This window comes from Tepidimonas charontis, assembly GCF_007556685.1.
In the GTDB taxonomy this organism is placed as follows: domain Bacteria; phylum Pseudomonadota; class Gammaproteobacteria; order Burkholderiales; family Burkholderiaceae_C; genus Tepidimonas; species Tepidimonas charontis.
The window spans coordinates 1-12,500 of the sequence record NZ_VJON01000029.1 but is presented as its reverse complement, the minus strand read 5'-3'; the positions used below and the strand labels follow the sequence as shown (position 1 = coordinate 12,500).

Annotated in this window: 9 protein-coding genes, 2 rRNA genes and 1 pseudogene (1 of these 12 running past the window's edge); 8 read left to right on the top strand and 4 right to left on the bottom strand. The window is 64.1% G+C overall.

Annotated elements, in window-relative coordinates; translation table 11 throughout:
* From Tchar_RS08975 to Tchar_RS08940, 8 genes are all read left to right on the top strand, one after another.
* A 23S ribosomal RNA gene (locus tag Tchar_RS08975) occupies window positions 1–1,920 on the top strand (it extends 960 nt beyond the left edge of the window).
* A 259-nt stretch (window positions 1,921–2,179) separates the two neighbouring features.
* Window positions 2,180–2,293: ribosomal RNA gene (gene rrf, locus Tchar_RS08970) — 5S ribosomal RNA — on the top strand.
* A 124-nt stretch (window positions 2,294–2,417) separates the two neighbouring features.
* Window positions 2,418–3,491 (top strand): homocysteine S-methyltransferase family protein, encoded by a 1,074-nt coding sequence (locus tag Tchar_RS08965; RefSeq protein ID WP_144328729.1) that lies wholly within the window; start codon window positions 2,418–2,420, stop codon window positions 3,489–3,491.
* A gap of 306 nt (window positions 3,492–3,797) precedes the next feature.
* Window positions 3,798–4,514: a GGDEF domain-containing protein gene (locus tag Tchar_RS08960; protein WP_144328728.1), complete on the top strand. Its 717-nt coding sequence runs from the start codon at window positions 3,798–3,800 to the stop codon at window positions 4,512–4,514.
* 22 nt (window positions 4,515–4,536) lie between these two features.
* A complete protein-coding gene (locus Tchar_RS08955; protein ID WP_144328727.1) occupies window positions 4,537–5,382 on the top strand; it encodes a MinD/ParA family protein in 846 nt (281 codons plus the stop codon).
* A gap of 27 nt (window positions 5,383–5,409) precedes the next feature.
* Window positions 5,410–6,258 (top strand): HDOD domain-containing protein, encoded by an 849-nt coding sequence (locus Tchar_RS08950; RefSeq protein ID WP_144328726.1) that lies wholly within the window; start codon window positions 5,410–5,412, stop codon window positions 6,256–6,258.
* Window positions 6,255–7,163 (top strand): hypothetical protein, encoded by a 909-nt coding sequence (locus Tchar_RS08945; RefSeq protein WP_144328725.1) that lies wholly within the window; start codon window positions 6,255–6,257, stop codon window positions 7,161–7,163. The genes Tchar_RS08950 and Tchar_RS08945 overlap by 4 nt, the downstream gene beginning before the upstream one ends.
* Complete coding sequence (locus Tchar_RS08940) at window positions 7,121–7,450, top strand: DUF1840 domain-containing protein (protein ID WP_144328724.1); 330 nt, start codon at window positions 7,121–7,123, stop codon at window positions 7,448–7,450. The genes Tchar_RS08945 and Tchar_RS08940 overlap by 43 nt, the downstream gene beginning before the upstream one ends.
* A 51-nt stretch (window positions 7,451–7,501) precedes the next feature.
* Here the strand turns inward: Tchar_RS08940 and Tchar_RS08935 are convergent, their stop codons facing one another.
* From Tchar_RS08935 to Tchar_RS08920, 4 genes and pseudogenes are all read right to left on the bottom strand, one after another.
* Entirely contained in the window at window positions 7,502–8,494 is a 993-nt protein-coding gene (locus tag Tchar_RS08935) for a tripartite tricarboxylate transporter substrate-binding protein (RefSeq protein WP_144328723.1), read from the bottom strand.
* Between the two features lie 285 nt (window positions 8,495–8,779).
* Entirely contained in the window at window positions 8,780–10,042 is a 1,263-nt protein-coding gene (locus Tchar_RS08930) for a phenylacetate--CoA ligase family protein (protein WP_144328722.1), read from the bottom strand.
* Between the two features lie 213 nt (window positions 10,043–10,255).
* Complete coding sequence (locus Tchar_RS08925; RefSeq protein ID WP_144328721.1) at window positions 10,256–11,065, bottom strand: ABC transporter ATP-binding protein; 810 nt, start codon at window positions 11,063–11,065, stop codon at window positions 10,256–10,258.
* A gap of 146 nt (window positions 11,066–11,211) precedes the next feature.
* Window positions 11,212–12,378 (bottom strand): annotated as a pseudogene (locus Tchar_RS08920) (ABC transporter substrate-binding protein); the annotation flags it as partial.
* Window positions 12,379–12,500 lie beyond the last annotated feature (122 nt).

The following is a 12,500-nucleotide window of genomic DNA, read 5'->3' as shown; positions in this document are numbered from 1 at the left end:
GACACGAGAGGGAAACAACCCAGACCGCCAGCTAAGGTCCCTAAGACCGGCTAAGTGGGAAACGAGGTGGGAAGGCTAAGACAGTCAGGATGTTGGCTTAGAAGCAGCCATCATTTAAAGAAAGCGTAATAGCTCACTGATCGAGTCGTCCTGCGCGGAAGATGTAACGGGGCTCAAGCCGGGCACCGAAGCTGCGGATGCGTGGTAACACGCATGGTAGGAGAGCGTTCCGTAGGCCTGTGAAGGTGGCTTGTGAAGGCTGCTGGAGGTATCGGAAGTGCGAATGCTGACATGAGTAGCGTTAAAGCGGGTGAAAAGCCCGCTCGCCGCAAGCGCAAGGTTTCCTACGCAACGTTCATCGGCGTAGGGTGAGTCGGCCCCTAAGGCGAGGCAGAGATGCGTAGCTGATGGGAAGCAGGTCAACATTCCTGCACCGGCTGCAAGTGCGATGTGGGGACGGATCAAGCTAGGTCATCCGGCGGTTGGAAGTGCCGGTTTAGGCAGAAGTAGGCGAGCGCTAGGCAAATCCGGTGCTCACATACCGAGGCTGTCGATCGAGCGAGCATGTCTCGTGAAGTGACCGAATGGGGTCCCAGGAAAAGCCACTAAGCTTGAGCTTGCAGTTGACCGTACCGCAAACCGACACTGGTGCGCGAGATGAGTATTCTCAGGCGCTTGAGAGAACTCGGGAGAAGGAACTCGGCAAATTGACACCGTAACTTCGGGATAAGGTGTGCCCTAGTAGCGTGTAGAGAGCATCGAAGCGTGAATGGGTTGCAAAAAATAGGTGGCTGCGACTGTTTACTAAAAACACAGCACTCTGCGAACACGAAAGTGGACGTATAGGGTGTGACGCCTGCCCGGTGCCGGAAGATTAAGTGATGGGGTGAGAGCTCTTGATCGAAGTCCCGGTAAACGGCGGCCGTAACTATAACGGTCCTAAGGTAGCGAAATTCCTTGTCGGGTAAGTTCCGACCTGCACGAATGGCGTAACGATGGCCACACTGTCTCCTCCCGAGACTCAGCGAAGTTGAAATGTTTGTGATGATGCAATCTCCCCGCGGAAAGACGGAAAGACCCCATGAACCTTTACTGCAGCTTTGTATTGGACTTTGAACGGATCTGTGTAGGATAGGTGGGAGGCTGAGAAGCGGTGCCGCCAGGTGTCGTGGAGCCGACGTTGAAATACCACCCTGGTGCGTTTGAGGTTCTAACCTGGCCCCCTGAATCGGGGGTGGGGACAGTGCATGGTGGGCAGTTTGACTGGGGCGGTCTCCTCCCAAAGCGTAACGGAGGAGCACGAAGGTACGCTAGGCACGGTCGGACATCGTGCTGGTAGTGCATAGGCATAAGCGTGCTTGACTGCGAGACTGACAAGTCGAGCAGGTGCGAAAGCAGGTCTAAGTGATCCGGTGGTTCTGTATGGAAGGGCCATCGCTCAACGGATAAAAGGTACTCTGGGGATAACAGGCTGATACCGCCCAAGAGTTCATATCGACGGCGGTGTTTGGCACCTCGATGTCGGCTCATCTCATCCTGGGGCTGTAGCCGGTCCCAAGGGTATGGCTGTTCGCCATTTAAAGAGGTACGTGAGCTGGGTTTAAAACGTCGTGAGACAGTTTGGTCCCTATCTTCCGTGGGCGCTGCAGATTTGAGGGAGCCTGCTCCTAGTACGAGAGGACCGGAGTGGACGCACCTCTGGTGTACCGGTTGTCACGCCAGTGGCATCGCCGGGTAGCTATGTGCGGAAGAGATAACCGCTGAAAGCATCTAAGCGGGAAACTCGTCCCAAGATGAGATCTGCCTGGGGGCTTGACCCCCCTGAAGGGTCGTCGTAGACCACGACGTTGATAGGCTGGGTGTGTAAGCGCAGCAATGCGTTGAGCTAACCAGTACTAATGGCCCGTGAGGCTTGACCCTATAGCTTTGCGCGACAAAAGCAAAGCGCAGCAGACGAGGCGACGCCTTCTCTGTTGTCTGTGAAGCCCGTGTCTGTGTGAGGCCTGATGGCTGTGTCTGGGTGAGCAAACCCGCAGCTGTGGCGTTGCAGAGGCAAGAAAACTTCGCTTGGAGCTGATCATGTGGCCGGCGGTGCGCTGAGTGCGCTGCTGGCTCGACTCTGTGAGAGGGCGGCTGGGGCCCCGAGAGGGCCTGGATCAGCTGCCCGAGACCGGTTATGCCTGACGACCATAGCAAGGCGGTCCCACTCCTTCCCATCCCGAACAGGACAGTGAAACGCCTTCGCGCCGATGATAGTGCGGAGTTCCCGTGTGAAAGTAGGTCATCGTCAGGCGGTTATTGCCAAGCAACCCCGAGAGTTTCGCGCTCTCGGGGTTTTGCTTTGGTAGGTCCCCATCATTGGGGTGGAACGTGGCACACTGCCGGCTGGCCTGCGCCGGCGAGCACAATCGGCAATCATGAGCACACACGCACGCTACACGCGCGGTCAGCGGCTGGTCGATCAGTTGGCCCGACGCATCGTCATCATTGACGGTGCGATGGGGACGATGATCCAGCGGCTTCGGCTGGGCGAGGTGCAATACCGGGGGGGGGGCTGCCAGGGGCGAGAGGGCTGTGACCCGCGTTTTGCCAACCATCCTGGGGATCTGAAAGGCAATAATGAGTTGCTGAGTCTGACCCGACCGGACGTGATTGCCGATATCCACGCGGCGTATTTGGCTGCGGGTGCAGACATCATCGAGACGAATACGTTTGGCGCAACCGCGATCGCGCAGGCCGACTACGGGTTGCAGGCATGGGTGCGGGAAATGAACCTGGCGTCTGCACAATTGGCGCGTGAGGCCTGTGATCGCTTCGCCAGCGCCGAGCACCCTCGTTTCGTCGCCGGGGCTTTGGGGCCGACGCCGCGTACCGCCAGCATCAGCCCAGATGTCAATGACCCCGGTGCGCGCAATGTCACGTTCGATGAGCTAGAGCAGGCGTACCACGAGCAAGCGTTGGCTTTGATCGATGGCGGGGTCGATGTGTTGTTGGTGGAGACCATTTTCGACACCCTGAACGCGAAGGCAGCTTTGTTTGCGATCGAGCGTGCGTTCGACGCAACGGGCGAGCGTTTGCCGATTATCGTCAGTGGTACTGTCACCGACGCCTCGGGCCGCTTGTTGAGTGGACAGACGGTGACGGCCTTCTGGGCCAGCGTGCGGCACGCACGGCCGCTGGCGGTGGGGCTGAACTGCGCACTGGGCGCGGCGCTGATGAAGCCGTATTTGCAGGAGTTGGCGCGAGTGGCGGAGGATACCTACATCAGCTGTTATCCGAACGCGGGTTTACCCAATCCGATGAGTGAGACCGGTTTCGATGAGACGCCGCAGGACACGGCGCGCTTGCTGCATGCGTTTGCACAGGAGGGCTTGGTCAACATCGTCGGCGGCTGCTGCGGCACGACGCCCGAGCACATCTCGGCGATTGGCGCTGCCGCGCGGCCGTGTGCGCCACGGCCGCTGCGCTGGCCGCGTGACGGCGGGTCGTGATTGGTGGTCAATGGCGGTTGGCGCGCCTGACACTGGACGTCCGCCCGGGTTTGTGAGGGTTGCGCTGCCGATACTGCCATCAGTGTGCCACCAATGGGTCCCTCGGTCATGCGGCCCCGATTCGGACCGAGAGCTGTGTGGGTCCTACACGTCGCGCGCATGAGTGGCCCTGGGGGCTGCGGTGTGCGAAGGCAGGCGCACCCGTGCCCGCGCGTTGGGGCCAACGGGGCGCGCCCGAAAAGCCGCATATACTCGTGAGCAAAGGCGGCGGCGTTGGTTCGTCGCCATGCGCAGCAGGCCCGAGTCATGGCGTCGTCCCCTTTGCGTTTGGCACACGCGCGCGCGCTGTTGCAGCGGGCGGGGGTCGAATTGCCGCCCGCCGACTCGCCGGATGAAGTGCAGGCGATCATCGATGCCTTGTGTGAGCTCAGCGAACGCGATGCGCTGACCGGGCTACCGAATCGGCGCGCTTTCCTGGCCCGCTTGGCACAGGAACTCGACCGTTCCACCCGGTCGGGGGAGACGAGTCTGCTGCTGATGTTCGATATCGACCACTTCAAGGGCGTCAACGACACCCACGGGCACCTGGCCGGTGATGCGGTGATCCGCACCGTGGCGGCGATTTTGTCCGAGCACGTGCGGCCGATGGACACGGTGGCCCGCTTAGGGGGTGAGGAGTTTGGGGTATTGCTGCCGCAATGTTCTGTCGGCGCTGGGGCTGTACTGGCCGAGCGCTTGCGCGCGGCGGTCGAGTCGCACCCGATTGGCCTGCCCGATGGCAAGGTCACGCTACGTGTGACGGTCAGCGTCGGCGGGGCTTATTCACCACCGTGGGTCCGCACGAGCGTCGAGCGTTGGCTGGAGCGGGCCGACCGTCAGTTGTATATGGCCAAACGGCAGGGGCGCAACCGTGTCTGCATCGAGGCGGTGCCGGTGAGCGATGTCAGCGCCGAGGAAAAGCAGCTTCTCTTCGCTTGGACACCCCCCGATGGCCTTATCATCGACGCTGCCGACGCGACTTGAGTAGCGCCGCATGAGTTCGCCCATGAACGATACCGTTGCCTCTGCACCCGCCGCTGCGGTCGCATCGCCCAGCGGGGTGTTGTTGCACCCCAGCCGCGGCAAGGTGATCGCGATCACCAGCGGTAAGGGCGGCGTGGGCAAAACGTTTTTGTCGGCCAATCTGGCTGCGGCACTGACGCGGCGCGGCTTGCGGGTGTTGGTGCTCGACGCCGACCTCGGATTGGCCAATCTCGACGTCGTGCTCAATCTGTATCCGAAGCTGACACTGCACGATGTCTTCAGCGGGCGGTGCACCTTGGATGAGGCCATCGTGCAAGCACCTGGGGGTTTTCAGGTGCTGCTGGCGGGTTCGGGCTTGGTGGAGTATTCGCGCCTGACCCCGGAGGTACGTGAGGACTTTTTGCGCTTGATGGAGCAGGTGGTGCCACGCTACGACGTGGTGCTGTTGGATACGGGGGCGGGCATTTCGGACGTCGTGTTGTTTGCCTTGTCGCTGGCCAGCGAGGTGCTGTTGGTGGCAACGCCCGAGCCCACCTCGCTGACCGACGCCTACGCCACCATCAAAGTATTGGCGACCCAACAGCGACGCCAACTCGTGCGGTTGGTGGTCAACCAAGCGGCGCGACCGGGCGATGGGCGGGCCATCACGGCGCAGCTGCAGGCGGTGCTGAACCGGTTCGTTGGCGGTGATGGGCGTGCCGCACCGATTCGGTTGGTCCACATGGGCGACATTCCGGTGGACAAGGCGGTGCGCGAGGCGGTGATGCGGCGGCAGCTGCTGTTGCTGCAGGCTCCGGGCTGTCCAGCCAGCTTGGCGGTCGGTCAGATTGCCGGGCGACTCGTCGATACTGTGCTCAAGCCCGCGTGATCGCTGGCGCAGGATTGCAAAGCGTCGATGGCCGAAACCCCGATGGGCGCCGCCGACACGCAGGCCGGACGCGAAGATGCATTGACTGCGTTATGGCAGCGCTTGGCTCAGGATCCGGATTTTCCGGCGTTGTCGGCGCAGGTGATGCGCGTCGTTGCGCTGACCGAAGACGAGCGCGGCACACTCAACGCCCTGTCCGAGGCGGTACTGCGCGATCCGGGGTTGACGCAGCGTTTGTTGCGCATCGTCAATGCGGCGCAACACCGGGCCCACCATGGGGGCGTCTTGACGGTGACGCGAGCGATAAGCCTGGTGGGTGTGCAGGCGGTGCGCGGCCTCGCATTGAGCGTCGTCTTGCTTGCGCAGTGGCGCCAGCGGGCGCAGGCGATGCGGCTGCTCGATCGGTTTGCAGAGTCGCTGTTGGCGGCTGAGTTGGCAGTCGCGTTTTACGGCGCGGGTGTTTCGCGCGAGGCGGTTTTTCTCGGGGCCCTGTTCCAGGGCCTGGGGCCTATGCGGGTGGAGGCCTTTTTGCCCGAGCTGGCTCAAAAGATTCAGAGTGAAGCCCAGGGTGACCCCGGCCGCGAAGCGCTGGCGGTGCAGCGCCATTTGGGTGTGAGCTACGATGATCTGGCCGATCGGGTGGCGCAGCAATGGGGATTCCCGGACGCGTTGCGTCGCACCATGCAGCGACCTGCCGGTCCGCCCCCCAGTCACAGTCTGCGCGATGAGACCGAGCTGATCCGCTGGATGGGTGCCGCGGGCAACGACATGGCGCGCGCCCGGCTGCTGCGGGCGGATGGGCGCGACGAGCCGGCTGTTTTCTCTGCTGTGGCGCGTCGATACCAGGGCCGCTGCGGCGCACACCCCAGGAGGTGACGGCTGCAGCGAACCAGGCGCGGGAGGCCTTTCGCACCATCAGCAGCGCTTTTGGCCTGGATGACGCACCAATGGGCTTGCCGCGCTGGCAACGCTTGCTGGCCGCCGAAGCTGGCCGGCCGACGCAGCCTCCGGTGATCGATGGCGCGCAGCGCTCTGCACCGAAAGTGATGACCACGGAGCCGACCCACACCGACGCGGACGGCAGATCGGCGCCGTTGGTATGCGAGCCGAAGGACGGGCAGGACGTGGCCGCCGCCCTGACGTCGGGACTGGAGGAATACAGCCGGGCGCTGGCGGAAGGGGCGTCGACGGCAGCCCTGCAGGCGTTGGGACTGAAGATTTTGTACACCACCCTGGGCGCGCGCCGCGCGGTGCTGTGTGCACGCGAAGCCGACGGATGGCTGCGGGCATGCAGCGGTATCGGCGAAGGGGTCGAGTCCCTGCAACAGGCATTTGCTGTGGCGCCATTGGACGCTGAGGCGAAGCGACCCGATGATTTGTTTGCGCTGTTGTTGGACGCACAGCGTGACAGCTGGATCGCACAGCCCAACGGTACGCGCATTCGCGAGCGTTTGCCGCTCTGGTACCGCCCCTTTTTGGACAGCGCGATGTCGTTCGTCGTGATGCCGTTGAGGCGGGCGCAGGAGGTGGTGGGACTGATCTATCTGGATGGCCCGGACGTACGGGCCGACGCGCTGGGGGAGGAGGAACAACGCCTGCTGCGCACGCTCAAACAACTGCTTACGGGGCCATCTTGGCGGGGCGTTGATGGCTCGCGTGCCGTGGCCGAGTCGGCAAACACCGCGGTGCGCGCTGGTTCGTGCCGTGCCGCCCACGTCTCAATGAGGAGGAAAGATCGATGCTGTACCGGTTCAAGTCGAAGGCCACGGGTGACGTCGTGATGTTGGAGCACACGGGCAAGCGTGTGCTGGAGATTTTGGGCAAGGACCCGGCGGGGCCCGGCATCATCTTGCCGGAGCAAATGGCGGCGGCGATCGACGCGCTGCGGGCAGCAGTGGAGCAGGAGGAGGCGAAAGCCCGGCGTCAGCGCGAGGAAGCGCAAGCCAAAGGCGAGGAATTGCCCGAGCCGCCCGAGGAACGGGTGCCACTGCGCGCGCGGGTGGCACCGTTCATCGAGATGTTGCAGCACTGCCAACGCGAGCGCTGCGAGGTGGTGTGGGGCGTATGAGACGCCCCTGACTTTACGGCGCCACGGCCTTGACGGCTGCGCCGGCACCGATCAGTCGGCGTACTGGCCGGCGGCGTCGATGACCGCCTTGAGCTTGTTGATTTCGTTGGCCACGAACGCTTTGTGCCCCTCGGGGGTGACACGGCGATCGTTGGCAGCGGGCACGATGGCGCCGAGGGCTTTTTGCTTTTGAACGAATTCCGGATCGCGTAGCGCGGCGCGCAAAGCCTCGTTGAGTTTTTGCAGCACGGGTGCGGGTGTGCCCTTGGGGGCGTAGAGGCCGTGCCAGATCGTGAGGTTGAAGTCACGCAACCCCATCTCCTGCAGCGTGGGGTAGTGTTTCAACAGCGGGTGATCGGCCAGCGGTTTGGCGGTGGTGACCGCAAACGCTTTGATGCGACCAGCCTCGATTTGCTGGGTGGTGTTGGTGGTTTGGTCGCACATGACGTCGATGGTGCCGGCGATCAGGTCGTTCATCGCCGGGGCGGTGCCGCGATAGGCGACGGTGGCCATCGATTTGTCGAGTTTGACGGCGTACTGCCACATCAGACCGCAGATGTGAGATGCCGACCCCAGTCCGGCGTGACCGAGATTCAACTTGCCCTGGTTGGCACGAATGTAATTTTCGAAGTCGCGGTAGGTGTTGGCGGGTAGTTGGGGCTTGCCCACCAGGGTCATGGGCACATCGTTGATGATGCCCAAATACTCGAAGTCGTCCAACGGCTTGAACGGCAGTTTGCGGTACAGCGCAGGAGTGGACGCCATGCCGATGTGCCATACCAGTAGTGTGTGGCCGTCTGGCGTGGCGCGCGCCACTTTGTTGGCACCGATGGTGCCGCCCGCGCCCGAGGCGTTGTCGACGACGATGGCGACGTTGTTGAGGTGTTTGCGCATCGACTCAGCCAGCTGGCGCGCCACGGTGTCGGTGGGGCCGCCGGCGGCAAACGGGACGACAAAGGTGATGGGTTTGCTCGGAAAGTCCTGCGCGAGGGCAGATACCGTGACGATGGACAGGGCCAGCGTGCCGAACCAGCGAATGTTCATGTGGACGACTCCTGAAGGGACAGAAAAGCGCAACTGGTGCAATGCTATCAACGGGCGCACCCGTCGCCCACCGGGTCAACCCTGACGCTGCGGCGACCGCGTGCTCGCCGGCGCATCCCACGGACTCAAGCGCACGCGAGGCGGCGCGCTCCGGCAGCCGGCGGTGACGTGGCCGCCCGAAGGGCGGTATCGGGAGCGGCTGTAGCCAAGGCGGCGGTGGGTTGGCCGCGGTCCGTGATTGTCCGTCCAGCGGTGTACGGATCGGCCACGGTGGGCAGTGAGCGCTCAATCGTAGCGGCGGGTGTCTTCGATGACTTTGCCGTCGTTGGGCAGGGCGCCTACGTCGAGCAGCTCGACTTCGCCGCGTAACTTGGTGATATCGCGCAAGGTTTGCTGTAGGGCCGCGCGCAAGGCTTCGGAAGGGATGTCGGTTTCGACGCGCAGGGTCATGTGGTCGTCGGCCATTTGGCCGCTGACCACCAGCCGCCCGCGCAGCGCCTCGGGGTGGCGGCGCAGTACCTCGGCGACCTGTTCCGGGTGCACGAACATACCCCTGATCTTGGTGGTCTGGTCGGCACGCCCCAGCCAACCGCGGATGCGGGTGTTGGTGCGGCCGCTGGGGCAGGGGCCAGGCAAGACGGCGGAGAGGTCGCCGGTGCCGAAGCGAATCAACGGATAGTCGGGGTTGAATACCGTGACCACCACCTCGCCGACTTCGCCGTCGGGTACCGGGTCGCCGGTTCCAGGGCGAACGATCTCCAGCAGCGCGCCTTCATCGAGCACGAGCCCCTCGCGCGCCGGGGTCTCGTAAGCGATCAACCCGGCATCGGCGGTGGCGTAGGCTTGATACGCGGTGATGCCGCGTTCGGCCAACCAGTCGCGCAGGCTGGGCGGGAACGCTTCGCCGGACACCAGGGCCTTGCGCAGCGACAGCGCCAGGCCCGCCGCCTCGGCTTTTTCGACCAGGATACGCAAAAAACTGGGCGTGCCAACGTAGCCCACGGGTTTGAGGTCGGCGATCGCGGCGAGCTGCAACTCCGTGTTGCCGACGCCGCCAGGAAACACCGTACATCCCAGCGCATGCGCCCCGGCCTCCATCATCCAGGCACCCGGCGTCAGGTGGTAGCTAAAGGCGTTGTGTACCAGGTCGCCGGCCTCGAAACCGGCGGCGGCCAGTGCGCGCGCGGTGCGCCAGTAGTCGGACCGCTCGCCCTCCGGCTCATAGATGGGCCCGGGAGACTGGAAAACACGGCGTGCCCCGCTGGGGCGCAGCAGGCTGCGCCAGCCGATGGTGGCCACGCCCCCGAACGGATCGCCACCGGAGTCGCGTGCGACCTGCTGGTGGTGCAAGAGGGCATGTTTGCGCAGCACCGGCAACGTGGCCAAGGCGGCGCGCGACGCGATCTGGGCCGGGTCGATGTCACGCAGCCACTGCGCCCACGCGGGCGAGCGCTCGCGCGCCAGTGCAATGAAACCAGGCAGGGCGGCCATCAAGGCCGCCTCACGCTCGGCGGCGGGACGGATTTCGAGGGCGTCGAAGAAAGGCATGGCAGTGTGTCGCGGGGGCGATCGGGGTGGAGTGTGATGACGGGGTGCGAAGGTCGGGGCGCCGGTCTGCTCGGGCGGGTATGCCCGCAGGAACGCGGTGGTGGGCCGCATTCCCCGCCCGTCGGTGGAACGGGATCGAGCGGCGATGCGCGAGGCTCATGGGGGTGTTCGATGGGCCGAGCGGCCAGCGCGTTGGCTGGGCGGGCAACTGTGTCAGGCCAGCCAGCGCTTGCGGCGCTTGTAGCTCTTGACGTCGCGAAAGCTCTTGCGCTCGCCGCCGCCCATGCCGAGGTAGAACTCCTTGACGTCCTCGTTGTTGCGCAGGTCCTCGGCGGCGCCGTCCATGACGATGCGGCCCGACTCCATGATGTAGCCGTAGTTGGCGTAGCGCAGCGCCATGTTGGTGTTCTGCTCGGCGATCAGGAAGCTGACCTTCTCCTTCTGGTTCAGATCCTTGACGATCTCGAACACCTCCTCGACGATCTGCGGCGCCAGGCCCATCGACGGCTCGTCCAGCAGCACGACGCTGGGGTTGGCCATCAGGGCGCGGCCGATCGCGCACATCTGCTGCTCGCCGCCGGAGGTGTAGGCGGCCTGGCTGGTGCGGCGCGTCTTCAGGCTTGGGAAGTAGGTGTAGACCTTCTCCAGGTTGGCGGCGATTTCGCCCTTGTCGGTGCGCGTGTAGGCGCCGGTGAGCAGGTTTTCCTCGATGGTGAGGTGGGCAAAGCAATGGCGCCCCTCCATCACCTGGACTACGCCGCGTTTGACCAGGTCGGCCGGCGTCAAATTCTCGATGCGCTCACCGCGCAGCTCGATCGAGCCCTTGGTGACCTCGCCGCGCTCGCCCTTGAGGAGGTTGGAGATGGCGCGCAAGGTGGTGGTCTTGCCGGCGCCGTTGCCGCCCAGGATGGCGGCGATTTGGCCCTCGGCGAGCTGCAGCGAGACGCCCTTGAGCACGAGGATGACGTGGTTGTAGATGACCTCGATGCCGTTGACGGTGAGGACGGGAGTGGGTGTCGTCATGGGGTGACCTCGGTAACGTGGCTGGGTGCGCAGGCACCACACGTCAGCGCCGCGGACCGACGCTGGCGGGTGGTGGCGGGGGCTGCGGAACGCCTGCCCCCACCGCGGGGTGGTCGGCATGGACCGACCGACCCCTGCCCGGACCATCAGGACTGGCAGTCCTGCGGCGTGCGGCGCTGGATCTTCTTCTCGGCGGCGTACTTGTCGGCAGCAGCGCGCACCATCGGCTTGAGGATTTGCTCGTCGGCCTGGTACCAGTCGCTGGTGAACTCCCACTTGCTGCCGTTCCAGGTGTGGATGCGGGCCCAGGCCGCGCCCATGTGGTCCTGGCAGCTCGTCGAAATCGGTCGCATCACGCCCTTGAAGCCCAGCGCGTCGAGCTTGGCCTGCGTCAGGTTCAGGTTTTCCAGGCCCCAGCGCACCTGCTCGCCGGTCATGACCTTGCCCTTGCCGAAGCGCTCCTGCGCGGCACGCACGCCCTCGACGGCGAGCATCGCGCTTATCGCCCCGCGCACGTACAGCACCGAGCCGACCTCTTCCTTGGGGCCCGTGCCCTGGCCCTTGCCGTGCACCTTCTCGAGGATTTCCTTGATGAAGGGGGCGTTGGGCTCGGCGCCGTGCTGCATGGTGATGGCGTTGTAGCCCTTGGCGCCTTCGCCGATGTCCTTGACATCCGGCTCGGCGCCGGCCCACCACACGCCGTACATCTTCTCGCGTGGGTAGCCGACGGCTTGGGCTTCCTTCAGCGCGGTCGAGTTCATCACGCCCCAGCCCCACAGCAATACGTAGTCAGGGCGTTGCTGGCGGATTTGCAGCCACGTGGCCTTTTGTTCGACCCCGGGGTGCGCCACCGGCAGCAAGCTGAGCTGATAGCCGTGCATCGCCGCGCGTTCCTGCAGCAACGGAATTGGCTCTTTGCCAAACGGGCTGTCGTGGTAGACCAGAGCGATTTTCTTGCCCTTGAGCTTGTCGAAGCCGCCCTCCTTTTTCGCGATATGTTGAATCAGCACATCAGCAGCGACCCAGTAGGTGCCGGCGAGTGGGAAGTTCCATTTGAACACGCCGCCGTCTTGTGATTCACTGCGGCCGTAGCCCGCGGTGATGAGCGGGATCTTGTCCACGGGTGCCTTTTCGGTCAGGGCGAAGGTGATGCCAGTCGAAAGCGGCTGGAACATCGTGGCCCCGCCGTTTTTGCCTTTGAGGCGCTCGTAGCACTCGACCCCGCGGTCGGTGGCATAGCCGGTTTCGCACTCTTCCCAGCTGACCTTGACGCCGTTGATGCCCCCGCGTGCGTTGGTGAGTTTGAGGTAGTCGTCCCTGAAAAATTCATTTTCACGCCGCCCTTAGCCGCAGCTGGGCAGGGTTGGCGCCACTGGTCTCGGTTGGCCGCCGCTGGGCGAGCCACCGGCCGATGAGGCGCACGGCCGCAATGAGG